The following is a 25,455-nucleotide window of genomic DNA, read 5'->3' on the forward strand; positions in this document are numbered from 1 at the left end:
TAATTCTCTCCGCCCCCGACCTCATCCCCGATATTTATGCTGACAGATGAGGGAAGTCTGTTCACAAAATGGCATTGTTTATATCGGTTACATTTATACAGGTGAATGTGTCGCGACGTTAATGTCTGCACCAGATAGCCTTAACAGGAATGGTTTTGGTTAAAGCAGGAGAGTTTTATGCTGAGTGGTTGGCATCTACCGGTTCCGCCTTTTGTTCGTCAGCGGGGCGATGCATTACATATTACGCTGTGGCTAAATGGAGAGTGGCTACAGGGCGATACCCTGCCCACACAGGTTTTCTTACGTTGCGAGCCAGATAATGAGGAATGGTTGCTCACCATGAAAGCTGAGCAGCGTGATGGTTTTTGGCGCTATGGTGCGACTTTGCCTTTACATGAAGGCCAGCCGACGCGGCGTTACTGCTTTAAACTGTTGTGGAATGACCACCAACAGTGGTTCGGCCCGTTAGGTTTCTCGGTAGTCCCTCCGGCACAACTGGCACAGTTTGCCATTGATCTGCCTGACAGTGGCCCTGACTGGGTTGCCGACCAAATTTTTTATCAGATATTCCCCGATCGTTTTGCCAGTAGTCAGGGGGATCATGGTGTGCAGGAGGGAAGTTACATCCATCATGCTGCCGGTCATCCGGTATCTCGTCGTGAATGGCAACAGCCGCTAGATGATGTCAATGCCGCCTCGACATTCTATGGCGGTGATTTGGCGGGTATCAGCCAAAAAATCCCTTATTTGCAACAGCTTGGTGTGACTGCGCTGTATCTGAATCCGATTTTTACTGCGCCCAGCGTACACAAGTACGATACGCAAGATTATTATCAGGTTGATCCCTATCTTGGCGGTGAACCTGCTTTCCTTCAGTTGCGCACGATAACCCGTGATGCCGGTATAAAACTGGTGCTCGATGGGGTATTTAATCACACCGGTGATTCCCATCTTTGGTTTGATCGCCATCAGCAAGGAAAGAATGGGGCTTGCCATCACCAGGATTCACCTTACCGTGGTTGGTTTAATTTCTTCCCAGATGGGCGGGCGCTGGATTGGAAGGGCAATGCCAGTTTACCGAAGCTCAACTTCGCTAATGAAGGCGTGGTAAATCAAATTTACCGTGGTGATGATAGCGTAGTGCGGCATTGGTTACGGCCACCATACAGCATTGATGGCTGGCGGTTGGATGTGGTGCACATGCTCGGGGAAGAGGGGGGGGCCAGAGGGAATTTACGCCATCTGGCCGGTATCTATCAGGCCGCGAAAGAAGAAAACCCGCAGGCTTATATTCTGGGGGAGCACTTTGGTGACGCCCGTAATTGGTTACATGCCGGAGTGGAAGATTCGGCAATGAATTATATGGGTTTTGCGTTGCCAGTTCGCAGTTTTTTGGCGGGTATTGATGTGGCTTATCATCCGATAAAACTCAATGCTGAGGATTGTGCCTACTGGATGGATGAGTATCGTGCTGGATTGCCGCATGGTCATCAGCTTCGTTTATTTAATCAATTAGACAGCCATGATACCGCCAGATTTATAACGCTGCTGAATGGTGATAAAGCCCGTATGCAAATGGCGCTGGTATGGCTGTTTAGCTGGATTGGTGTGCCGTGCTTATTTTACGGCGATGAAATTGGTTTGGACGGGGGCAATGATCCATTCTGTCGCAAACCGTTCCCGTGGGATGAGACGCAGTGGGACCATGACTTACTAAAACTATGTCAGCGAATGGCGGCGTTACGTCGCAAAAGTATGGCGTTACGGCGTGGTGGCTGTCAGGTGATTTATGCCAATGGCGATTCTCTAATATTTATTCGCAGCGACCAGCGTGAACGTGTGATGGTAGCAATACAGCGTAATAACAACACCGATATCTCATTGCCGAGATCTCCTTTGCTCAATGTTGCTGAGTGGCAACGTCTGGAAGGTTTATCCGCACTGGATGTCACTGACGCAGGCATCAATCTGCAACTGGCGGGAGAGAGTGTCACTCTATGGCGTAGCCAGTTTTAGCTGGCCACTATAGTGAGTGCTAACTTAGCGGTGACTGTACAAGGGTAGATATCTGAAGCGGCTAAGCGCCACTTTTTCTTTGGTTGAGATACTATATATATGACAGCTATAGAATATATGACAGCTATAGATAGTTGGCGGGTAAATCACTGAAGGGGAATAATATGAACTCAACCAAAAGACAAGCATTAATTATCGGTGCCTCACGAGGCTTGGGGCTAGGGCTGGTGGATGAACTGAATCGCCGTGGGTGGTCAGTTACTGCGACTACACGCGGTGTGGCGAAAGATACCGCGGCCCATGCGGCGCATTGGTTAACATTGGATATTAATCAACCTGAAAGCATTAAACAGTTTCTGCCACAGGTAAAGGACCAGACGTTTGACCTGATATTTGTTAATGCGGGTATCTCCGGGCCGGAGCATCAATCGGCGGTTGAGGCTACACCGGAAGAGATCCTCGAATTGTTCCAAACCAATGCAATTTCGCCCATCCGTATTGCTCAATATCTGCTGGCGCAACGTAATCCAACCCACAGTGTGCTGGCCTTTATGTCTTCTCAGTTAGGTAGCCTTGGCCACAATGCTTCTGGTCATAAATCTTTGTATTCAGCCAGTAAAGCCGCACTGAATATGATGACTCGCAGCCTGGTCGCTGAAGTGGCAGACCCTACTCTGACGGTATTATCGATTCATCCGGGTTGGGTCAAAACTGATATGGGTGGGGATGCAGCACCACTGACGATTGCAACCAGTGTGAAAGGTGTGGTTGACCAAATTGAACATGCCTCAGGTAAGGGCGGCCATGGCTTTATTGACTATCAGGGGCATTCACTGCCGTGGTGATGCCATTAAGCGGATAAACGTCCCCTATCGATACGTTGATGGGGGACTTATAGCCGTCAAACCATCAGTGACTGATAACGGTTAGTAACCGATAGCGGCACCCGCAGGGCGGCGTACATCGTTAGCCCCGTACAGATAGCCTTCGCGTACTTTGCCGGAGACCGCCGAATCATTGCCGGAGTTGGCCGGGCTGACACCCTCAACGCCTGCTAAACCAACTAGAATCAGCTCAGCAGCCCCCCATGGGTTCTGCTCAACCATTTTATATCCCCTGTTTTTCAGCAGATTAAGACTATCTGCGGATACACCACGTTGCTCATAATAAACCTCGTCTGGTAGCCACTGATGATGAATGCGTGGCGCATCTACCGCTTCTTGTGGTGCCATACCGTGATCAATGACGTTTAACGCCGTTTGTAGGGTAATGGTGATGATCCGTGAGCCACCTGGTGAACCCAATACCATAAATGTCTTACCCTCTTTGGTCACCAATGTCGGGCTCATAGACGATAGTGGGCGCTTACCGGGGGCGATGGCGTTGGTTGCCCCCTGAACCAAGCCATACATATTTTGCTCGCCCACTTTAACGGTGAAATCATCCATTTCATCATTCAGGAAGAAACCGGTTCCGGGTGCAATCACCACTGCCCCAAAGCGGCCATTAACCGTATAGGTTGTAGATACCGCGTTACCTTCATGATCGACGATGGAATAATGGGTAGTTTCTGGCTTTTCATGAGGTTGCATACCCGGCTGCACATCTACTGAGGGTGTTGCCTGATTGGCGACTATCTGCTTGCGGATATTTGCTGCGTAGCTTTTGCTTAGCAGACGATCAATCGGATTTTTAACAAACTCAGGGTCGCCGAGGAAAGTATTGCGATCCATATAGGCGTGGCGCATGGCTTCTGTCAGCGTATGAATGTAAGCCGCTGAGTTAAAACCCATATTTTTCAGGTCATAACCTTCAAGGACATTGAGAGTTTCACATAAAGTGACACCACCAGAGCTGGGCGGTGGTGAGGAAACGAATTTATAACCGCGATAGCTACAGGTAATCGGTGCGGTTTCGGTGATTTTATAATGAGCAAAGTCGGCGGCAGTGAGGATGCCGCCACCTTTTTTGGCTGCTGCTTCTACTGCTTGAGGTATTTTACCTTGATAGAATGCATCCGGCCCTTTCTCTGAAATGGCGGTCAGGGTATCAGCCAGATCAGCCTGAATCAAACGGTCTCCCGGTTGCAGAGCTTCCCCATCTTTACGCAAGAAAATACGGGCAGATTCAGGATCCTGACGAAAACGTTTGACGGTAGTATCCAGAATATCTGTATCGGCACGGGTCAATACAAAGCCTTCACGAGCCAGTTTGATCGCCGGAGCCATGACTTGCTGGCGGGTTAGCTTGCCATATTTCTTCTGTGCACTGTCCATTCCCAATACCGTTCCTGGCACGCCGGCGGCCAGATATCCATACAAACTGGCATCCTTAGTCACGTTGCCGTCTTTATCCAAATACATATCAGCACTGGCCGCCGCAGGGGCTGTTTCACGGAAGTTTATAAAGGTATCGGTTCCATCGGCAAGATGAATGGTCATAAAGCCACCACCGCCAATATTACCACAGCACGGATTCACTACCGCCTGTGCATAACCTACCGCCACTGCGGCATCAACGGCATTTCCGCCCATTTTTAGAATATCTGTTCCTACCTGTGAAGCCAGATATTGGGAGGTGACAACCATGCCATTTTTTGCTTCCACTGCCGGTGTCGAGGCAGCCTGAAGAGTGCCGCTCACCAATAACGCCAATACAGTTAAGGGTTTATTCCATTTTTTCAAAAACATTCTGACTCCTGTTATTTCCTGCCCGCCAGGGGTTACCTGATCATTTTTGTTTGATAGTTCAAAGTACTGCATATGGAGTGTGCAAATAACACGCCAGTAATAATTAATAGCAGAATTAATGTTTATAGCTGCTAATTAATTGGCATTAGGAGGTGAGGGAGTCAGTTATTGTCAAACTGAGAGGTCAGTGGCGTTAAGATAAATAAAAATAACTAATTGAATATAGAGAGATATTCCTACGGTAGGTAAGCTGGGAATAAAAATGATTATTATATAGACTCTGCGGCGGGTGCTTGAAGCTGTCTGCTTTGGGCATTGCTCGAATCAGGGATAGATGTACTGATATGGAGCAGCAGTTGCCATAAAGCAGATAGGAAAAAGCCCCGTACTGAAGTTAATCAATACGAGGCTCCCTAATGCCCAGCAACATTACGGTAGCTTCTTACCTGCTGAAAGGCAAGGAGGCTGAATATGCCACAAAAATATCCCCTTCTTACTTGAAATTATAGCGTTGTTAGCTGCTCTCGTTACTCGGCCCATCCGTGGGCCTCGCCTCGTTGAGGCCGCTGCAAGCAGCGTTCAAATCTGCTCCCGGCAGATTTGTCACCCGAATCACTTACTTATGTAAGCTCATCGGAATTTACTCGTTTGCCGCCTAGCTGCAACTCCAATTACTTTGGGGATATATCAGTATTGTTGGTATGTCGTCGTTTGGTTTATATCAGCATAAAAAAAGCCAGTCAGTGTGAACTGACTGGCTTGATACCCCTGAGCAAATCAGGGGCGGCGTAAACCGTTATTACAATTTAGAGGCGTTTTCAGACAGGTACTTAGCAACGCCATCTGGCGATGCGCCCATACCTGCTTTCCCTTTTTCCCACTGTGCAGGGCAAACTTCGCCGTGTTCTTCGTGGAATTGCAGGGCATCAACAGTACGGATCATTTCGTCGATGTTACGGCCGATTGGCAGGTCGTTAACGATTTGGCTGCGAACAATACCGTTTTTGTCGATCAGGAATGAACCGCGCAGTGCCACGCCAGCTTCTGGGTGTTCAATGCCGTAGGCTTTCTGAATTTCACGTTTGATATCAGCAACCATTGGGTATTTAACTTCGCCAATACCGCCTTTATCTACTGGGGTTTTACGCCATGCGTTATGTACAAACTCGGAGTCAAAAGAAACGCCAACAACTTCAACGCCACGTTTCTTGAATTCTTCGTAACGGTGGTCGAAAGCGATTAACTCTGAAGGACAAACGAAAGTGAAGTCCATTGGCCAGAAGAACAGGACGGCAGGGCGGCCGTTCAGGTGTTTTTTCAGGTTGAAGTTTTCAACGATTTCGCCGTTACCAAGAACAGCAGCTGCTGTAAAATCAGGGGCTTGACGAGTTACCAGAACCATAAATTACTCCTGTTAATAGGGATGGATTAACCAGTTATCTTAAAAGTATTGGCACAGCATAGGTATTTAAGCGCAATGAATAAAGGGATAAATACCAATCGCTGTGATAGCTTTTGCCTATTGTTACGACGATTTTAGTTTCATAGTCTTGCTAAGATACCCATTTTGCGAGAAAGCGCAAGTGACTTAGTGCCAGTAACCATACAAATAAAAGTGTTTTTACCTAGATTTGCTTACGTTGTGCCTGCAACATCATCGCAGGATAAAACGCCAAAAACAATTGTTCTAATGGCTGATAGTGTTGCTCTATATCATGAAAAGAACCCGCAAGCGCGGCCAGTTTTGGCCGTCGGTTAGCCATACCTTGTAACACATCAGCTATAAAGGGTAGTTCAGCGTAGCGTTCTAGCCAACGCTCCGGCCACAGATAAGCATTCAGATTTTGGAAACGTATTGGCGTCAGCTCTAAATGCGGCAAAATCTGGCTTTGGGCATATTGGAGAAAATCGGGCAACGCACAATCAGGCATCAGCTTATCCCAATGCCGGGCCAGAAAATGATCCCACAGCACATCCAATGTAATGGGGGCAACCCGGCGATAATCAGCGCTAAAGTAAGTGCGGGCTTCTTTAACTAGCGGCAATGTGTCAGTCATCACATCAACACGGCGATGCATCATTATACCTGCCACAATCTCAGGGGCATATTCACCCTGTGGGTCACCTCGGACGAAATCTGCCAGTAGATTGCCGAGTAGAGAGCTGTCCGCCAGAGTGGCGAGATGGAGGTGCGCAAGAAAGTTCATGCGGCGAGTATATACCCATCTTACTTGAAGTTGCAGCGGTGTGAGTGTGTGAGTGGTGCTTGTTACTCGGCCCATTAGCGAGGCCGCTGTAAAACGCGTTCAAATCTGTTCCCGGCAAATTTGCCATCTGAATCACTGGGTCTTGTTCAATCTAGAGGGATTTGCAGGTTTGCAGCATCGCCGTAATTTTTGTGACTTTAGGTATGGCAAATCGCGGCTAACACTCCTTATCTCTTGCAGCCAGACCTTGAGGGCTCTAGACTAGCGGCCTGTTTTTGTGAACCTGTCCCATCAACTCTGTTGGTACGGGTCCGTTCTGATATGAAGTGGAAAGCCATGCGTGTTGCCGATTTTTCTTTTGCGCTACCGGAATCTCTGATTGCCCATTATCCCCAGCCCCAGCGTAGCGGTTGCCGCTTATTGTCACTGGATGGCCCTACGGGAGCGTTAACGCACGGCATTTTTACTGATTTGCTGGATAAACTGGTACCTGGTGATCTGCTGGTATTCAATAACACCAGAGTGATTCCGGCTCGCGTATTTGGCCGTAAAGCCAGTGGCGGTAAGCTTGAGGTGTTAGTGGAACGTGTTTTGGACGACCATCGCGTATTGGCCCATGTAAAAGCCTCAAAGTCGCCTAAGCCGGGAAGTGAGCTGCTGTTGGGCGATGACGAGAGTATTCGTGCCACCATGCTGGCGCGCCATGACACGTTGTTTGAGCTGCGGTTTGAGGATGAGCGCGATGTTTTCACTATCCTGAATGCCGTTGGCCATATGCCTTTACCTCCTTACATTGATCGCCCTGATGAAGATGCAGACCGTGAATTGTATCAGACGGTCTATAGCCAGCGTCCTGGCGCCGTTGCAGCGCCAACCGCTGGGCTGCATTTCGATGAGCCAATGCTGGCCGCACTGCGCGAAAAAGGCATTGAGATGGCTTTCGTGACCTTGCATGTTGGCGCAGGGACGTTCCAGCCAGTACGTGTAGAGACCCTCGAAGAGCACATTATGCATTCCGAATATGCAGAAGTACCTCAAGAGGTGGTTGATGCGGTTCTGGCCTGTAAAGCGCGTGGCAATCGGGTCGTAGCGGTAGGCACTACATCAGTACGTTCATTGGAAAGTGCTGCCAAGGCCGCTGAGAATGCGCTGATTGCACCCTTCTTCGGTGACACTCGTATCTTTATTTATCCGGGTTATCACTATCAGGTTGTGGATGCATTGGTCACCAACTTCCATTTACCTGAATCAACATTGATAATGTTGGTTTCTGCTTTCGCTGGTTATAAAAATACTATGAATGCCTACCAGCAGGCGGTAGCAGAACAATATCGCTTTTTCAGTTACGGTGATGCAATGTTCATCAGCCGTAATCTGCAGGCACCACAAGAACGAGTTAACCCGTAAATTTTAGGTCATACATATTGTGTGATCCGGCAATAACAACATCAGACTGTTTCTCTGATGCTGGAGGTTATGTGAAGTACGAATTACAAAAAACTGACGGGCGTGCTCGTCGTGGTCGTCTGATATTTGAGCGCGGTGTGGTAGAGACTCCGGCATTTATGCCTGTGGGTACTTATGGCACAGTAAAAGGTATGACCCCGGAAGAAGTGAAAGAAACCGGCGCACAGATCTTGTTGGGTAACACTTTCCACCTCTGGTTGCGCCCAGGCCAGGCGATTATCAAGGCGCATGGCGATTTGCATGATTTTATGCAATGGCACGGTCCGATCCTAACCGATTCTGGCGGCTTCCAAGTGTTTAGCCTCGGTGCGATGCGCAAAATTAAAGAAGAAGGGGTGACCTTCCAAAACCCGATAAATGGCGATAAGGTTTTCCTCAGCCCGGAAAAATCGATGGAAATTCAATACGATCTCGGCTCCGATATCGTGATGATTTTCGATGAATGTACGCCATACCCGGCGGATTGGGATTATGCCAAAGGCTCGATGGAAATGTCGCTGCGCTGGGCGGCTCGTAGTCGCCAACGCTTTGATGAACTGGATAATAAAAATGCATTGTTCGGCATTATTCAGGGCGGTGTTTACGAAGATTTACGTGATGTGTCGGTAAAAGGGCTGGTAGATATTGGTTTTGATGGTTACGCTGTGGGCGGCCTGGCGGTCGGTGAGCCAAAAGAAGATATGCACCGCATTCTGGAGCATGTCTGTCCACAGATTCCAGCGGATAAACCACGTTACCTTATGGGCGTGGGGAAACCCGAGGATCTGGTCGAAGGTGTGCGTCGCGGTATCGACATGTTTGACTGTGTGATGCCAACGCGCAATGCCCGTAATGGCCATCTGTTCGTGACTGACGGGGTAGTAAAAATCCGTAATGCCAAGCATAAGGATGATACTGCAACGCTGGATGAACACTGTGATTGCTACACTTGTCGCAATTATAGCCGTGCCTACTTGCATCATCTCGACCGTTGCAACGAAATATTGGGTGCGCGATTGAACACGATTCATAACCTGCGGTACTACCAGCGCTTAATGGCGGGTTTACGGCAGGCTATTGAAGAGGGTAAATTAGAGAGCTTCGTTGAAGATTTCTATGGCCGAATAGGGAAACCTATTCCACCATTAAACGCTTGATTTTAAAATTACTAGCTTTGACTACCCAATAGATTTCGATGAAGGGTATATTTATAGATTAAACAGTTACGATTTACCGTTACTGATTTTATCGCACTGATTTCACACTACTGATATTGATAACAATGAGGGAATTTTAATGAGTCTTTTCATTTCCGATGCTGTCGCATCCGCTGGGGCTTCGTCTCAGAGTAGCCCGTACTCCCTGGTGATTATGCTGGTGGTATTTGGTCTGATTTTTTACTTCATGATCCTGCGTCCGCAGCAAAAACGTGCCAAAGAACACAAAAAACTGATGGACTCTATCGGTAAAGGTGATGAAGTTTTAACCACGGGTGGTTTACTTGGTCGTGTTACTAAAGTTGCGGAAACGGGCTATATCGTCATCGCACTGAACGACACCACTGAAGTGATGATCAAGCGTGACTTCGTTGCTGCCGTTTTACCGAAAGGTACAATGAAGGCTCTGTAATTTTCGATTTTCCCGAAGGGAATTGCCGTGTTAAACCGTTATCCTTTGTGGAAGTATCTGATGCTGATCGCTGTGATCTTCATCGGTCTGCTATATGCACTTCCCAACCTTTATGGTGAGGATCCGGCTGTTCAAATCACTGGTGCGCGAGGAATCGCCGCCAGTGAAACAACGCTGGTCCAAGTCCGTGACGTTTTAGAAAAAGACAACATAGCGAGCAAGTCCATTGCGCTGGAAAATGGTGCAATCCTGGCTCGCTTTAGAGATCCCGACGTCCAACTGCGCGCCCGTGAGGCACTGATGGAGGCCATGGGGGACAAATACGTTATCGCGTTAAACCTGGCTCCGGCAACACCGTCTTGGCTTGCCAAGTTGGGTGCAGAGCCTATGAAGCTGGGTCTTGACCTGCGTGGTGGTGTACATTTCTTGATGGAAGTGGACATGGATACCGCGCTTGGCAAGCTGCAAGAGCAAACGATGGATACCCTGCGCACCGATCTGCGTGAGAAAAATATCCCGTATGCCACCGTGCGTAAGCTTGATAACTATGGTGTTGAAGTGCGTTTTCGCGACGATAAAACCCGCGATGATGCCGTCAGCTACCTCTCTTCTCGCCACCGTGACCTGGTTATTGGCTCCAATGGTAGCAATACCTTAAAAGCGGTAATGACTGATGACCGTCTGCGGGAAGCGCGTGAATATGCGGTGCAACAAAACATTACCATTCTACGTAACCGGGTTAACCAATTAGGTGTAGCTGAGCCGTTGGTTCAGCGCCAGGGGGCAGATCGTATTGTGGTTGAATTACCGGGTATCCAAGATACAGCGCGTGCCAAAGAGATCCTTGGTGCGACTGCAACGTTGGAATTCCGTCTGGTAAACAGTAATGTTGACGCCACTGTCGCAGCCTCCGGTCGTGTACCGGGTGATTCAGAAGTCAAAAATACCCGTGAAGGCCGTCCGGTTGTCTTGTACAAACGTGTCATCCTGACCGGTGACCATATTACCGATTCAACCTCCAGCACCGACGAATATAACCAGGCTCAGGTTAATATCTCACTCGACAGTGCGGGGGGGTCTTTGATGTCTAATTTTACCAAAGACAACATCGGCAAGCCGATGGCGACTTTGTTTGTAGAATATAAAGACAGCGGTAAAAAAGATGCTAATGGCCGGGCTATTCTGGTTAAGCAGGAAGAAGTTATCAACGTGGCGACCATTCAGTCGCGCTTGGGTAACAGTTTCCGCATTACCGGCATTGATAACCCGGCTGAAGCTCGTCAGCTTTCCTTGTTGCTGCGTGCGGGTGCATTGATTGCCCCAATCCAGATTGTGGAAGAGCGTACTATCGGGCCAACTTTGGGTTCACAGAACATTACTCAAGGTCTGGAAGCTTGCTTGTGGGGCTTGGCGGTATCTATCCTGTTTATGGTGGTTTACTACCGTAAGTTTGGCGTGATCGCCAGTACTGCACTGTTGGCTAACCTGGTGTTGATCGTCGGTGTTATGTCCCTCTTACCGGGGGCGACATTAACCATGCCGGGTATTGCCGGGATCGTATTGACGCTGGCGGTAGCAGTTGATGCTAACGTACTGATTAACGAGCGAATAAAAGAAGAGTACAGGAACGGGCGGACGATCCAGCAAGCGATTCATGAAGGGTACAAAGGTGCCTTCTCAAGTATCGTCGATGCGAACGTAACGACACTGATCACTGCGATTATTCTATATGCTGTAGGTACCGGCTCGATTAAAGGCTTTGCCATTACAACGGCAATCGGTGTTATAACGTCAATGTTCACCGCAATAGTCGGTACTCGTGCCATCGTCAACCTGCTTTACGGCGGCAAGCGGATTAACAAGCTGTCTATTTGAGGAGTACGTTGTGGCACAGGATTATACTGTTGAACAACTGAACTATGGCCGTAGAGTTTATGACTTTATGCGCTGGGATAACGTCGCTTTCGGCATCTCGTTGCTGTTGTTGGTGGCATCCATTACGGTTATCTCCGTTAAAGGGTTCAACTGGGGTCTGGACTTCACCGGTGGTACGGTGATTGAAATTAACCTGGAAAACCCTGCGGATCTGGATCAACTGCGCGACACGCTGGAAAAGGCCGGTTTTGAATCGCCAATCCTGCAGAACTTTGGTAGCACCCGTGATGTTATGGTCCGTATGCCACCGGCAACCGGGACTGCCGGGCAGGAATTGGGCAATAAAATCATTTCGGTTATCAATGAGTCAGTGGACAAAAATGCATCGGTAAAACGCATCGAATTCGTCGGGCCAAGTGTGGGCAGTGATTTAGCCCAGGCCGGTGGTATGGCGTTATTGGTCGCGTTGCTGAGTATTCTGGTTTATGTCGGTTTCCGTTTTGAATGGCGTCTGGCGCTGGGGGCGGTTATTGCTCTGGCCCATGACGTGGTCATTACCATGGGGATCTTGTCGTTGTTCCATATTGAGATTGATCTGACCATCATCGCTTCATTGATGTCGGTTATCGGTTACTCACTCAACGACAGTATCGTAGTATCAGACCGTATTCGTGAGAACTTCCGCAAGATTCGACGCGGTACGCCTTACGAAATCATGAACGTGTCACTGACCCAGACCTTAAGCCGTACCATTATGACCTCTGCAACTACGCTGATGGTGGTATTGATGCTGTTTATCTTCGGTGGTGCGATGCTGCAAGGCTTCTCACTGACGATGTTGATCGGTGTTTCCATCGGTACTGTTTCATCCATTTACGTTGCGTCCGCGCTGGCGTTGAAACTGGGTATGAAACGTGAGCATATGTTGCAGCAGAAAGTTGAGAAAGAAGGCGCAGATCAGCCTTCGATCCTGCCTTAGATTGGTTGTAAGCGATAGGCTGTAAGATAAAACCCTGATACTGGTATAGCCGGTATCAGGGTTTTTTGTTGGCACATAGATGACTTTATTAATTAATTTACCGCAGTCAAAAAATTACCGAGTTACTTTTCCTATTCAATTTTTGTTTAAATATACTTATTAATCTTAGATGATGCATTTATTATGTAAATATATTTTTTATTTAAATTAATATGGTGAATTTAATAAGGATAATAAATTATAGATCTTGTTTTTTTAGGCTAAATCGATTTAATTCGATAGCTGATGGTTTAACTATCCACTATTGTTTATGGGTGATGTTTATTGATGATAAATAACCTTTAATAATCGGAGGGATAATGCGTGATATCGGAGTTTCTGGTAATTATCTTTATGTTTCCACCATTGATGATGGTGTTGATTTAAAAGAAATTCAGGTTGAAAAGTATGGTGAGGTATTTAGTAATATTAGAGATGAAGTTCGTTGTATTTTTAATAAGGTGGAAAGTAATTATAGGATTAAAAATAGTTCGGATTTCTATTTGTGTAAGGCCAAGTTAGAAAATAGTGGGAAAGAATGTGATTATATATATGAGTTAAATAATTACATGTCAGTGAAGGGTGTGAAGTGTGACGAAATAGCTAAATTAATTAGCGCAGCGAGTGATTCTGCCATTAATGAACACTATGAGTTGAAGGGAATAAAAAATGGAGGGTTTAAATTAATTGATAAAAAAGAGATAAGCTCAGAGGCTATGTCTTTGCTAACTAGTGAGAAAGGTATGGTTTTATATAATGATGGGAAGGTTAAGGAAAGTATGATTAAAAAGATAGATTATGAAAAGAATAAAGTCATACTAGATAGCGTTAAAAATGAAATTAACACTGATGATGATAAATATCTCCATTTAAAATATAGCGATATACTGTCTGAAAAATTAGTCGATATGTGTAGTGATAACCGAGTTTTTAAATGGGAAGGTATAAGTAATATAAAGGAAAGGATTAATGCACTGTCTGTCAAAGATGAAGTTTCCAAAATAAATGATTTGAATGTTTTAACTGTTTACGACGAAAAATTAAAAGAGGTTAATCAGTTACTGTTGGACAAGATCTTGTTAAAAGTAAAATCATGCGCAGTAAATATAGGTCAAAAGGGAGATGAGGGTAAAACTAAAGATAATGTCAATGCCACTCTTCTTATTGGATTGGCAATCATGGAATTAGATACCCCAAAGTCAAGTATCGGCACGCGGTTGGCTAACATTATTGCCGCGTTCCTATTTCCGGATTTATTTGAATGTCGGCAGCAGAAAAAGGAGCAACTCTATGAAGATCTCTCTCAGTTATCAGATTTGATACCGCTATCAAAAGATGAAAGCAATAAAAATAGCAATTTGGTAGATTCAGACCGATTTTATGACATAGTCCATCATTTATTACTTCGTGCTACACCGGTTCAATACCCTTTCGACCCTCTCAATATTTTATCCTCGGATAGGATAATTTGGCAGCGGTTCATCAAGGAGTGGTAAATCCTTGCAGAAATTAAACGGTTACTTCTGGCCTTTGTTGTCGCCGCAGTTCGCGGTAAACTGTCGCTAAATTTAAGCTCACCCATCAGGAAGCGCTATGCATTGCCCTTTTTGTGCCGCTGTGGATACTAAAGTCATTGACTCCCGTCTGGTGAGTGATGGTTCGCAAGTGCGCCGTCGCCGCCAGTGTTTAGATTGTAATGAACGCTTTACCACTTTTGAAGTGGCTGAACTGGTGTTGCCGCGCGTCATTAAAAGTGATGAGGTACGCGAGCCCTTCAATGAAGATAAATTGCGTCGGGGTATGCTAAAAGCATTAGAAAAACGGCCAGTGAGTTCTGATGACGTCGAAATAGCAATAAGTCATATCAAATCCCAGTTACGTGCGACTGGCGAACGCGAAGTACCGACCAAAATGGTCGGTAACCTGGTAATGGAAGCACTAAAGCGCCTGGATAAAGTTGCCTATATTCGCTTTGCCTCGGTGTATCGCAGCTTTGAAGATATTCGCGAATTCGGCGAAGAAATTGCCCGTTTGCAAGATTAATCAGCATATTTTCGTTGTCAGAGCATCCTTTATCACAACGTCAAATATCGCAGTATAAAAACTAAGGAAAGCCATGCAGCCCGATGAATTCTATATGGCCCGCGCCTTTGAATTGGCGCGGCTGGGGCGCTTTACCACCTCACCTAATCCTAATGTCGGCTGTGTTTTGGTCCGTAATGGCGAGATTGTCGGTGAAGGCTATCACCTGCGCGCAGGGGAACCGCATGCCGAGGTGCATGCGTTACATATGGCGGGTGATAAAGCTCAGGGGGCAACGGCCTATGTCACACTTGAGCCATGTAGCCACCATGGTCGCACGCCTCCGTGTGCTGATGCGTTGGTTGCTGCCGGTGTGACGCGAGTGGTTGCTGCGATGCAGGATCCGAACCCACAAGTTGCCGGGCGCGGCCTATATAAATTGAAGCAAGCCGGTATCGCCGTCGACCACGGTTTCATGCTGGCCGAGGCCGAGGCGATTAACCTTGGGTTCCTGAAACGGATGCGTACCGGTTTCCCTTATCTGCAATTAAAAATGGCTGCATCGCTGGATGGCCGCACGGCGATGGCTTCGGGCGAAAGCCAGTGGATTACCTCGCCGCAGGCGCGTCAGGATGTGCAACGCTTTCGGGCTGAGAGCTCGGCCATTCTCAGTACCAGTGCCACTGTATTGACGGATGATCCTTCGCTTACGGTGCGCTGGTCGGCGTTAGATGCTGAAACTCAAGCCTTGTATCCTCAGCATAGGCTGCGTCAGCCGATTCGGATTATATTGGATAGCTATAATCGCGTGACGCCGCAACACAAAGTGACACAACAAGATGGCCCATGCTGGTTGGCTCGTGTTGAGGCCGATAAGCAACCATGGCCTGCCAATGTCGAACAATTATTACTCCCTCGCCATGGTAATGGTGTGGATTTGGTATTATTGATGATGCAACTGGGCAAACGGCAAATTAACTCGGTTTGGGTTGAAGCCGGGCCGCAACTGGCGGGGGCATTGTTACAGGCGGGTGTGGTTGATGAGTTACTTCTGTATATCGCACCAAAACTGTTGGGCAGCGATGCCCGTGGGTTATGCCAGTTGGCTGGTTTAACGGACTTGTCGCAAGCTCCTGAGTTTGTATTCAGTGATGTGCGTCAAGTGGGGCCAGATCTACGATTACGGTTGAAACCGAAGTATTAGTCGCAGGGGTTACCTCTGTTAATCACCATCTTGCCAGCCGTTTTACAAATGCGCAGGGGCGGGACGTGAAAGAATATGATAGAATCCGCCCCCCTGCGGGGTATGAACCCATATTGAGGAAAGCTATGAACGTTATCGAAGGTGTTGTTGCTACTCCTAATGCCCGCGTGGCGATTGCGATTGCGCGCTTTAACAACTTTATCAACGACAGCCTGCTGGATGGTGCAATTGATGCCCTGAAGCGCATTGGTCAGGTATCTGATGACAACATTACGGTTGTTTGGGTGCCGGGTGCCTATGAGCTACCGCTGGTTGCCAATGTTTTAGCAAAAACAGATCGTTACGATGCGGTAATTGCGCTGGGTACGGTCATCCGTGGGGGGACTGCGCACTTTGAATATGTTGCTGGTGAAGCGAGTTCTGGTTTGGCAAGTGTAGCCATGAACAGCGATATCCCGGTAGCGTTTGGTGTGCTGACCACAGAAAGTATTGAGCAGGCAATTGAGCGTGCCGGTACTAAAGCAGGGAATAAAGGTGCAGAAGCTGCCCTGACCGCGCTTGAAATGATTAATGTAATCAAAGCTATTAAAGGCTGAATTTAGTTAAGTTAAGGGGAATTCCGTGAAACCTGCTGCTCGTCGCCGCGCTCGTGAGTGCGCTGTTCAAGCGCTTTACTCTTGGCAGTTGTCTAAAAACGACATCGCTGATGTTGAATTACAGTTCCTGTCGGAGCAGGATGTCAAAGATGTAGACATCTCCTATTTTCGCGAATTGCTGTCCGGAGTTGCCGTCCACGCAACCTCTCTGGATGCGCTAATGGCGCCTTTTCTTTCCCGCCAGCTCGAAGAATTAGGTCAGGTTGAAAGAGCTATTCTGCGTATTGCGCTGTTTGAGCTAAGCAAACGTGAAGATGTCCCTTATAAAGTGGCAATCAATGAAGCTATCGAACTGGCCAAAACTTTCGGCGCGGAAGATAGCCATAAATTCGTAAACGGGGTACTGGATAAGGTCGCTCCGACGGTACGTAAGAAAAAATAATTTTGTTACAGTAACTATTTGATTTAAGGCCGGCTTCCGGCCTTAATCATATATCGGTTAACATTTCTGGAATTGTATTATGGCATGTGGCGAATTTGACCTCATTGCCCGCTACTTTGACCGGTTCAGAAGTAATCGCCGGGATGTAGAGCTGGGTATTGGAGACGACTGCGCACTTCTTACAGTGGCAGAGAAACAGCTGTTGGCCATCAGTACGGATACACTGGTGTCGGGTGTTCATTTCCTACCGGATATCGATCCGGCCGATCTTGGTTACAAATCTTTAGCGGTAAACCTGAGCGATTTAGCTGCAATGGGTGCCGATCCTGCTTGGTTATCTCTCGCTTTAACCCTACCAAATGTCAATGAAGACTGGCTACAGGCCTTCAGTGATAGCTTATTTGATCAGCTTAATTATTACGGCATGCAACTGATTGGTGGTGATACTACCCGTGGGCCACTGAGTCTGACTCTCACGATTCAAGGCTTGGTACCGGAAGGGCGGGCATTGACTCGTGCTGGCGCGCGCATTGGTGACTGGATCTACGTCACGGGTACATTAGGGGATAGCGCTGCGGGCCTGGCTATTTTGCAGAATAAGTTGCGGGTTGATAATGAAACTGACCGGGCGGCGTTAATTCAACGTCATTTACGGCCACAACCCCGCGTTTTACAAGGGCAGGCGTTGCGCATGCTTGCCAGCTCTGCCATTGATATCTCCGATGGGTTGATTTCCGATCTACAACATATCCTGAAAGCCAGTCATTGTGGTGCACGGATTGAATTGGATGCATTGCCGTATTCTGATGCGTTAAAACGCCAGGTTGATACTGAGCAAGCATTGCGCTGGGCGTTGAGCGGCGGTGAAGACTATGAACTGTGCTTTACCGTACCAGAGATAAACCGTGGTGCTCTGGACGTTGCGCTCAGTAATACCGGAGCCGACTATACTTGTATTGGTCAGATTGGTCCGCAATCGGAAGGGGTTAAATTCCTCCGTGAAGGTCAAGTGGTAAAGTTGGATTTCCGTGGTTTCGACCACTTCTCAACAGGTAATTCCCATGGATGAAGCCAAACGTCGTTTGCGGTTATCTAACCCCTGGCACTTGTTGGCAACTGGCTTTGGCAGCGGTTTATCTCCATGGGCGCCCGGCACTATGGGCTCTATTGCCGCCATTCCATTTTGGCTATTATTAATTCAACTGCCATGGCAACTTTATTCCCTGGTGGTGATGTTCAGCATCTGTATTGGTGTTTACATTTGTCATCGTACTGCCAAAGATATGCAAGTTCATGACCACGGCAGTATTGTCTGGGATGAATTTGTCGGAATGTGGATTACCTTAATGGCATTGCCAGTGAATGATTGGCAATGGGTTGCTGCCGGTTTTGTGGTATTCCGCATTTTTGATATCTGGAAGCCTTGGCCGATTCGCTGGTTTGATCGCAACGTCCACGGTGGAATGGGGATCATGATTGATGACATTATTGCCGGGGTTATTGCGGCCGCGATTATATTTGTCATCGGGCATTACTGGCCAATCGATTTGTTCTACTGATACCCGTCATCTTTCAAGTTGCAGGTGTGTTGGTTGCGTTCGTTTACCCGAATCACTGACCCATGTCAGCTCATCGGGATGCACTTACTTGCCGCCTTCCTGCAGCTTGAAATCTATAGGGTATATGTTGGGTCATCTTTCAAGTTGCAGGTGTGTTGGCTGCGTTCGTTTACCCGAATCACTGACGACCCGTTGGCCTTAAAATAAATAGACTCATCGGGATGCACTTACTTGCCGCCTTCCTGCAGCTTGAAATCTATAGGGTATATGTTGGGTCATCTTTCAAGTTGCAGGTGAAATTCGAACCAAGGGAAACACTCCGTTCGGATTGTAGTGGCGCTAGCCACCGGAGCGGCTGTAGGAGTGGTCGCCCTTGGCTCACAGTGTTATCTGTCTGAGTTACTCCAGCCACGCTTCAATCTGACGCTGTATTCCCGCCGCATCTAAACCAAATTCAGCGCGCATTTCATCTTGTTCACCTTGCGGAACAAAATGGTCTGGCAAACCGAGATTCAATACCGGCACTAACTGCCGTTTTGCCATCAGTAACTCATTCACACCGCTGCCTGCGCCGCCCATAATGGCGTTTTCTTCTACAGTGACCAATACCTCATGGCTGGCCGCCAGTTCCAGTATCAACTCTTCATCTAATGGTTTAACGAAACGCATATCCACCAATGTGGCATTAAGGTTATCGGCGACAAGCTGCACCTGAGCCAGTAAAGTACCAAAGCATAAGATGGCAACCTTTTCACCTTCGCGGCGTACCACGCCTTTGCCGATCGGCATTATATCCAGTGGTTCCAGCACCGCGCCTGTGCCATTGCCACGTGGGTAACGCACTGCCGCAGGCCCGTTATGGTGATAACCGGTGTGCAGCATTTGACGGCATTGATTCTCATCGCTTGGGGTCATAATGACCATATTTGGAATACAACGCATAAACGAGAGATCAAATGCGCCCTGATGAGTTTGGCCATCTGCGCCAACCAGGCCGCCACGGTCAATAGCAAACAGAACGGGCAGATTCTGGATGGCAACATCATGAATCAACTGGTCATAGGCCCGTTGCAGGAAGGTTGAGTAGATGGCAACTATTGGCTTGTAACCACCAATCGCCAAACCTGCGGCAAAGGTCACTGCATGCTGCTCTGCGATAGCGACATCAAAATATTGTTGCGGATATTCACGAGAAAAACGCACCATGCCTGAACCTTCACGCATGGCTGGAGTCACCGCCATTAACTGACTGTCTTTGGCAGCAGTTTCACATAACCATTCGCCAAAGATTTTGGAATAGGTGGGTAAGCCACTCACGCTTTTCGGCAATGTGCCAGAGACGGGGTCAAATTTGGGTACTGCGTGCCAGCCGATGGGATCTTTTTCAGCCGGTGCATAACCTTTGCCCTTTTTGGTCATAATGTGCAGGAGTTGCGGGCCTTTCAGGCTGCGCATATTTTTCAGCGTTTGTGTCAATGCTTGTACATCGTGGCCATCAATCGGCCCGATATAGTTAAAACCCAGTTCTTCAAATAGGGTACTCGGTACCACCATCCCTTTCAGGTGCTCTTCGGTCCGTTTCAGCAGGTCTTTAATCGGGGGCAAGCCAGAAAACGCTTTTTTGCCACCTTCACGCAGGGTGGCATAGAGTTTGCCGGATAATAACTGGGCCAAATGATTATTCAGACCACCGACGTTTTCAGAGATAGACATCTCGTTATCGTTAAGGATAACCAGCATATCTGAGTGAATATCACCCGCATGATTCATCGCTTCGAAAGCCATACCCGCAGTAATAGCACCGTCACCAATGACACAAACTGTACGCCGCCCTTTACCTTCTCGTTCCGCAGCAACCGCCATACCTAAGCCAGCACTGATTGACGTTGAGGAATGGCCGACCGAAAGCACATCGTATTCACTCTCACCGCGCCAAGGGAAAGGATGCAAACCATCTTTCTGGCGAATAGTGCCGATCTGTTCACGACGACCGGTCAATATTTTGTGCGGATAAGCCTGATGACCTACGTCCCACACCAGGCTATCAAAAGGTGTGTTGTAGACGTAATGTAACGCGACAGTTAGCTCGACTACCCCCAGTCCGGAAGCAAAATGCCCACTGGATCGGCTGACAGACGCGAGTAGATACTGCCGCAGTTCATCACATAACTTCGGCAGGCTTTCTTTCGGCAACATGCGCAGTTCTTCAGGATTCTGTGCAAGTGCCAGTGTCGGGTATTTGGCTATATCAAGACTCATTCGATGCTCATATCAAAAGTGGGTATATCTGCGTTTATTAGCGCCAGTATATTTCTAATTATCACGCTCAATAATAAAACAGGCTAACGCCTGCAATGGCGCAGTGTTATAGGATTGCTCCGACAAGGCATTCAGGGCGCTGAGCGCTTCCTGATAAAGATCCATTGCTTTGGTTTTGGCGCAATCGAGCCCCAACAGTGCCGGATAAGTACTCTTCCCGAGTTGCTGGTCTGATCCCTGACGTTTACCAATGGTAGCTGTATCGCCGATAACGTCTAAGATATCGTCCTGAACCTGAAAGGCCAGGCCGATGGCTTCACTGTAACGATCAAGTAACGGCAGTGCTTCGCGCCCCCGCTCACCGGCTGCCAGTGCGCCAAGACGAACCGCTGCTCGGATTAAGGCGCCGGTTTTATGGCGATGGATCTGTTCAAGACTGGCCAGTGAGATCTGGCGTGTTTCGGCTGCCAGATCCAGAGCCTGACCACCACACATCCCCGCGACACCACTGGCCTTAGCCAACTCAGCAATCATTGACAGACGATCTTTATCTGCCACATCAGGCATCTTTGCTTCAGCCAGAATAGAGAAAGCCAACGTTTGCAGCGCATCACCGGCCAAAATGGCATTGGCCTCACCAAATTTAACATGGCAAGTAGGCTGCCCACGGCGCAAATCATCGTCATCCATGGCCGGCAGATCATCATGAATCAATGAATAGGCATGGATACATTCAATTGCAGCCGCAGGCGGATTTAAATTGGTGAGTGACAGGCCAAACATTTGACCGGTGGCATACACCAGATAAGGGCGCAGCCGCTTACCGCCGAGCACCGCACCATAACGCATGGCTTCGACTAACTCACTGTTACCAAACGGTAAAGGCGCGATAAAGTCCAGTAAGACCTGATTGACCCGTTGCTGATATGCGGCAAGCTGCCGGCTAAAATCAACTGATGAGTAGGCGTTAGACATAAGGCTACTCAGTATCTGGAGTGAAAGGGACTAATGGCGCATCCACATCGTCGCTCAAAAGAACCTGCACTCGCTGTTCAGCTTGCAGCAAGGTCTGTTGCCCACAACGGGCCAACTGCACGCCCCGTTCAAACTCATTTAACGCCTCTTCTAGCGGGAGCTCACCGGACTCCAGACGAATAACAATTTGTTCCAGTTCGCTGAGTGATGTCTCAAAACTGGCTGCTTTGGTTTCAGGTGATGCGGCTTTTTTCGGCATAGTTCTATTCGACTCGATAATTTCTATGAAACGTAACCTTGGTATTCAGGCCAAAAACCTATTACCAACTATTCTAGCGGATAATGACGGGGAAATCGTGACGTTTAGGTCTGGTTTTTAGTACGCAGCAGCGTATCAGATAGTGATATACTCCCCGGCTTGCATGTTTTCGCTAACGCCTTTGACTGTTGCTATCAATAGCAACGCCATCATCCATAACCAGACGACTAAAGACTGCCATGAAGTTTATCATTAAATTGTTCCCAGAAATCACCATCAAGAGTCAATCTGTGCGATTGCGCTTTATTAAGATCCTCACTACCAATATTCGCAATGTACTGAGAAACCTCGAGGACGGTACCGTTGCGGTAGTCCGTTATTGGGATCATATTGAAGTTCGTGCCAAAGATGACAATTTTGGCCCGGTTATCTGTGATGCGCTGACCCGCGTGCCGGGGATTCACCATATTCTCGAAGTAGAAGATCGCAGCTACACCGATATGCACAATATTTTTGAGCAGACGCTGGAAGCCTATCGCGAGACACTGATCGGGAAAACCTTCTGTGTGCGGGTGAAGCGCCGTGGCAAGCATGAGTTTTCGTCTGGTGATGTTGAGCGGTATGTCGGCGGTGGTCTGAATCAACATATTGAAAGCGCCAAAGTTAAGCTGACCCATCCTCAGGTCACGGTCCATTTGGAAGTTGATCAGGACAAACTGACGCTGGTTAAAGCGCGTCATGAAGGGCTGGGTGGCTTCCCGATCGGTACGCAAGAAGATGTTTTATCTTTGATTTCAGGTGGTTTTGACTCTGGTGTGTCCAGCTATATGCTGATGCGCCGTGGTTGCCGTGTACACTATTGCTTCTTCAATCTGGGTGGCTCAGCCCATGAAATTGGGGTTAAGCAGGTGGCACATTACCTGTGGAATCGTTTTGGTAGCTCCCACCGGGTGCGTTTTGTCGCTATCGATTTCGAACCCGTTGTGGGCGAACTCCTTGAAAAAGTTGAAGATGGTCAGATGGGGGTGGTACTGAAACGCATGATGGTGCGTGCGGCATCTCAGGTTGCAGAACGTTATGGCGTGCAGGCACTGGTTACCGGTGAAGCGCTGGGGCAGGTATCCAGCCAGACATTAACCAATCTGCGTTTAATTGATAATGCTTCAGACACCCTAATTTTACGCCCGCTGATATCCCATGACAAAGAACACATCATTAATCTGGCGCGGCATATCGGTACTGAAGATTTCGCAAAAACCATGCCGGAATATTGTGGCGTGATTTCGAAAAGCCCGACGGTGAAAGCGGTCAAAGCCAAGATTGAAGAAGAGGAGTCCCACTTTGATTTCTCCATTCTGGATCAGGTGATAAGTGAAGCCAAAAACGTCGATATTCGTGAGATTGCCGAGCAAAGTCGTGAGCAACTTGTTGAAGTTGAAACTGTTGCCGAACTGGCCGATAGTGATGTGCTGCTGGATATCCGCGCACCGGATGAGCAGGAAGAAAAGCCGCTTAACCTGAGTAGCGTTGAAGTACAGGCATTACCGTTCTATAAACTGAGTTCACAATTTGCCAGTCTGGATCAGCGCAAAACCTATCTGCTGTATTGCGATCGTGGTGTAATGAGCCGTTTGCAGGCGTTATATCTACGCGAACAGGGATATACCAATGTGAAGGTGTACCGCCCTTAGTTTTTGCATCATTGACGGCGACTGCGCTTTGCCATTCTGGGCTGGCGCAGTGGCTGTTAGGCTAATGTTATTCACGATAGTTATAAATCCCCGGCGGTAATACCAACTGCCAGGCAATCTCTTCGGCTTTTTCCCGTCCGAGTAATAAGAACACGATCTTTAGAGCAAAATCGATGGATGTCCCAGGCCCCTGGCTGGTCACTAAATTCACTCGACGATCATATACCACCCGCTGATCCATCCATTTAGTAGCATCGATTTTATCTTTCAGTGCGGGGAAGCCGGTCATGTTTCCGATGGGGAACAAGTTATGGTGTTCAAGCACTAAGGCGGGGGCGGCGCAAATGGCCGCAACCAGACGGCCCTCATTATGCGTTTGCCGTACAGTGGCGACCAGCAACGGGCTATCGCGAAAGCATTCCGCACCTTTAACACCGCCGGGAAGGACCACCACATCAAACGTCTGATCTGCCACCTCCACTAATCGGGTATCAGCCAGCAGCCGCACCCCGCGCGAACAGACAATCTCTAATGCGCCGTCACCGGCCACACTGGCTGTTGTCACTGTGATGCCCGCACGCACCAGAATATCAATGGTGGTGACAGCCTCAGTCTCTTCGCTACCAGGAGCCAGACAAACCAGCGCCGATACGTTCATACTCATTTTCCTTACGTTTAATTAAGTCATACAGCCGGGCATTTTCCGGTAATGTCATGCCATGACTGCGGGCGCGTCGCAGTAAATAGCCGGTAATGTAGTCTATCTCGGTATGCCGCTGGCAGCGTAAATCCTGCAACAGTGACGAAGTATTATCTGCCGTACTCTGGATAACATCATTAACATAGCTTAAGAGACTGTCTGTTGAGGTGTGGTAGCCTTCCATCTCCATGACTCCGGCAACTTCAGCGCATAAACTTTCAATCAGCTCAGGGTAGCGTTGCAAATCACCATTGCGGCAGTTATACAGACCGGTAAGCGGGTTAATCACACAGTTTACCGCCAACTTTTGCCAACAGGCGGCTGAAATATCGTTATGCCAGGCAACATCGGGTAATGCTTGATGTAGCATATCGGCCAACTGGCTGATATCCATGATTGTCGGAGAGGTTGGGCCAATATGGGTAACCCCACTTGCGACATGGACAATCGTGTTGCCGTCCCGGCGTGCAGCATGCGTGGTTACACCGTGCAGAAAAGTATGCTCATCCCGTGGCAATTCTTCCTGTGTTCCCATCCCGTTATGTAACAGTAAAATCGTGCATTCAGGGTTCAGCTTAGGCAATAAGGTGGTGACCGCACTGGACACTTGCCATGCTTTTAAGCACACCAACAATAATTCACTTTTTGACAGATGCTCCGGATCGTTAGTGGGGAGATTCTGATTGAATGCTTCGCCGCTTAGCATGATGACATTGACGGAACAAAAGGGCTGTGGCACACGGAGCCAGCCTTGTACATCATGACCCTGCTGGTATAGCGCGGATAGCCATAACTGCCCGAGAGCTCCGCAACCAAGCACAGTAATTTTCATTGAAACCCCCTTGGTTAGGCTGTGATTATAGACTT

General features: G+C 48.1%; 23 protein-coding genes. 15 read left to right on the top strand and 8 right to left on the bottom strand.

The window, feature by feature from the left end; translation table 11 throughout:
- Nucleotides 1–177: 177 nt before the first annotated feature.
- Nucleotides 178–2,016: a maltodextrin glucosidase gene (gene malZ, locus AEP37_RS02170; protein WP_049609155.1), complete on the top strand. Its 1,839-nt coding sequence runs from the start codon at nucleotides 178–180 to the stop codon at nucleotides 2,014–2,016.
- A gap of 164 nt (nucleotides 2,017–2,180) precedes the next feature.
- Complete coding sequence (locus AEP37_RS02175) at nucleotides 2,181–2,861, top strand: SDR family oxidoreductase (protein WP_049609158.1); 681 nt, start codon at nucleotides 2,181–2,183, stop codon at nucleotides 2,859–2,861.
- 81 nt (nucleotides 2,862–2,942) lie between these two features.
- On the opposite strand, the gene ggt is transcribed toward AEP37_RS02175, so the two are convergent.
- The 3 genes from ggt to AEP37_RS02190 form a co-directional block, all read right to left on the bottom strand.
- The gene (gene ggt / locus AEP37_RS02180; protein WP_049609160.1) at nucleotides 2,943–4,706 is read right to left on the bottom strand and encodes a gamma-glutamyltransferase; all 1,764 of its coding nucleotides are present in this window, start codon (nucleotides 4,704–4,706) and stop codon (nucleotides 2,943–2,945) included.
- Nucleotides 4,707–5,505: 799 nt separating this feature from the next.
- On the bottom strand, nucleotides 5,506–6,108 hold the full coding sequence (locus AEP37_RS02185) for a peroxiredoxin C (protein WP_049609162.1): 603 nt from the start codon (nucleotides 6,106–6,108) through the stop codon (nucleotides 5,506–5,508).
- A gap of 223 nt (nucleotides 6,109–6,331) precedes the next feature.
- Nucleotides 6,332–6,913, bottom strand: a complete 582-nt coding sequence (locus tag AEP37_RS02190; protein ID WP_049609163.1) for an acyl carrier protein phosphodiesterase — start codon at nucleotides 6,911–6,913, stop codon at nucleotides 6,332–6,334.
- Nucleotides 6,914–7,249: 336 nt separating this feature from the next.
- Here AEP37_RS02190 and queA point away from each other — a divergent pair, with 336 nt between their 5' ends.
- The 12 genes from queA to pgpA all read left to right on the top strand — a co-directional run bounded on the left by queA (nucleotide 7,250) and on the right by pgpA (nucleotide 18,704).
- Nucleotides 7,250–8,320, top strand: coding sequence for a tRNA preQ1(34) S-adenosylmethionine ribosyltransferase-isomerase QueA (gene queA, locus AEP37_RS02195; protein WP_049609463.1), 1,071 nt, complete (start codon nucleotides 7,250–7,252; stop codon nucleotides 8,318–8,320).
- A gap of 71 nt (nucleotides 8,321–8,391) precedes the next feature.
- The gene (gene tgt / locus AEP37_RS02200) at nucleotides 8,392–9,516 is read left to right on the top strand and encodes a tRNA guanosine(34) transglycosylase Tgt (RefSeq protein ID WP_049609166.1); all 1,125 of its coding nucleotides are present in this window, start codon (nucleotides 8,392–8,394) and stop codon (nucleotides 9,514–9,516) included.
- Between the two features lie 139 nt (nucleotides 9,517–9,655).
- Nucleotides 9,656–9,988: a preprotein translocase subunit YajC gene (gene yajC / locus AEP37_RS02205; RefSeq protein WP_049609169.1), complete on the top strand. Its 333-nt coding sequence runs from the start codon at nucleotides 9,656–9,658 to the stop codon at nucleotides 9,986–9,988.
- 27 nt (nucleotides 9,989–10,015) lie between these two features.
- Nucleotides 10,016–11,863 (top strand): protein translocase subunit SecD, encoded by a 1,848-nt coding sequence (gene secD, locus AEP37_RS02210; RefSeq protein ID WP_072086226.1) that lies wholly within the window; start codon nucleotides 10,016–10,018, stop codon nucleotides 11,861–11,863.
- 10 nt (nucleotides 11,864–11,873) lie between these two features.
- Entirely contained in the window at nucleotides 11,874–12,842 is a 969-nt protein-coding gene (secF, locus tag AEP37_RS02215) for a protein translocase subunit SecF (RefSeq protein ID WP_049609172.1), read from the top strand.
- A 359-nt stretch (nucleotides 12,843–13,201) separates the two neighbouring features.
- The gene (locus AEP37_RS02220) at nucleotides 13,202–14,377 is read left to right on the top strand and encodes a hypothetical protein (RefSeq protein WP_049609175.1); all 1,176 of its coding nucleotides are present in this window, start codon (nucleotides 13,202–13,204) and stop codon (nucleotides 14,375–14,377) included.
- Nucleotides 14,378–14,474: 97 nt separating this feature from the next.
- Nucleotides 14,475–14,924 carry a transcriptional regulator NrdR gene (gene nrdR / locus AEP37_RS02225; protein WP_049609178.1) on the top strand — a complete coding sequence of 150 codons (450 nt, stop codon included), beginning with the start codon at nucleotides 14,475–14,477 and terminating at the stop codon, nucleotides 14,922–14,924.
- 73 nt (nucleotides 14,925–14,997) lie between these two features.
- Nucleotides 14,998–16,107: a bifunctional diaminohydroxyphosphoribosylaminopyrimidine deaminase/5-amino-6-(5-phosphoribosylamino)uracil reductase RibD gene (ribD, locus tag AEP37_RS02230; RefSeq protein ID WP_049609182.1), complete on the top strand. Its 1,110-nt coding sequence runs from the start codon at nucleotides 14,998–15,000 to the stop codon at nucleotides 16,105–16,107.
- A 125-nt stretch (nucleotides 16,108–16,232) separates the two neighbouring features.
- Nucleotides 16,233–16,703, top strand: a complete 471-nt coding sequence (ribH, locus tag AEP37_RS02235) for a 6,7-dimethyl-8-ribityllumazine synthase (protein WP_049609185.1) — start codon at nucleotides 16,233–16,235, stop codon at nucleotides 16,701–16,703.
- A gap of 25 nt (nucleotides 16,704–16,728) precedes the next feature.
- Nucleotides 16,729–17,145 (top strand): transcription antitermination factor NusB, encoded by a 417-nt coding sequence (gene nusB, locus AEP37_RS02240; protein WP_049609188.1) that lies wholly within the window; start codon nucleotides 16,729–16,731, stop codon nucleotides 17,143–17,145.
- Nucleotides 17,146–17,224: 79 nt separating this feature from the next.
- Nucleotides 17,225–18,214 carry a thiamine-phosphate kinase gene (gene thiL, locus AEP37_RS02245; RefSeq protein WP_049609192.1) on the top strand — a complete coding sequence of 330 codons (990 nt, stop codon included), beginning with the start codon at nucleotides 17,225–17,227 and terminating at the stop codon, nucleotides 18,212–18,214.
- Entirely contained in the window at nucleotides 18,207–18,704 is a 498-nt protein-coding gene (pgpA, locus tag AEP37_RS02250) for a phosphatidylglycerophosphatase A (protein ID WP_049609194.1), read from the top strand. The genes thiL and pgpA overlap by 8 nt, the downstream gene beginning before the upstream one ends.
- A gap of 399 nt (nucleotides 18,705–19,103) precedes the next feature.
- Here the strand turns inward: pgpA and dxs are convergent, their stop codons facing one another.
- Genes dxs through xseB form a run of 3 tightly spaced genes read right to left on the bottom strand, consistent with a single transcriptional unit; the run spans nucleotide 19,104 to nucleotide 22,197 of the window.
- Nucleotides 19,104–20,963, bottom strand: a complete 1,860-nt coding sequence (dxs, locus tag AEP37_RS02255; RefSeq protein ID WP_049609197.1) for a 1-deoxy-D-xylulose-5-phosphate synthase — start codon at nucleotides 20,961–20,963, stop codon at nucleotides 19,104–19,106.
- Nucleotides 20,964–21,017: 54 nt separating this feature from the next.
- The gene (ispA, locus tag AEP37_RS02260) at nucleotides 21,018–21,938 is read right to left on the bottom strand and encodes a (2E,6E)-farnesyl diphosphate synthase (protein ID WP_049609200.1); all 921 of its coding nucleotides are present in this window, start codon (nucleotides 21,936–21,938) and stop codon (nucleotides 21,018–21,020) included.
- Nucleotides 21,939–21,942: 4 nt separating this feature from the next.
- Nucleotides 21,943–22,197: an exodeoxyribonuclease VII small subunit gene (xseB, locus tag AEP37_RS02265; RefSeq protein ID WP_049609203.1), complete on the bottom strand. Its 255-nt coding sequence runs from the start codon at nucleotides 22,195–22,197 to the stop codon at nucleotides 21,943–21,945.
- Nucleotides 22,198–22,436: 239 nt separating this feature from the next.
- Between xseB and thiI the strand changes: the two genes are divergently transcribed.
- The gene (gene thiI / locus AEP37_RS02270; RefSeq protein WP_049609207.1) at nucleotides 22,437–23,888 is read left to right on the top strand and encodes a tRNA uracil 4-sulfurtransferase ThiI; all 1,452 of its coding nucleotides are present in this window, start codon (nucleotides 22,437–22,439) and stop codon (nucleotides 23,886–23,888) included.
- Nucleotides 23,889–23,955: 67 nt separating this feature from the next.
- On the opposite strand, the gene yajL is transcribed toward thiI, so the two are convergent.
- Complete coding sequence (gene yajL, locus AEP37_RS02275; RefSeq protein ID WP_049609211.1) at nucleotides 23,956–24,546, bottom strand: protein deglycase YajL; 591 nt, start codon at nucleotides 24,544–24,546, stop codon at nucleotides 23,956–23,958.
- Entirely contained in the window at nucleotides 24,509–25,420 is a 912-nt protein-coding gene (gene panE / locus AEP37_RS02280; protein WP_049609214.1) for a 2-dehydropantoate 2-reductase, read from the bottom strand. The genes yajL and panE overlap by 38 nt, the downstream gene beginning before the upstream one ends.
- Nucleotides 25,421–25,455 lie beyond the last annotated feature (35 nt).

The organism is Yersinia pekkanenii (assembly GCF_001152565.1).
Taxonomy (GTDB): domain Bacteria; phylum Pseudomonadota; class Gammaproteobacteria; order Enterobacterales; family Enterobacteriaceae; genus Yersinia; species Yersinia pekkanenii.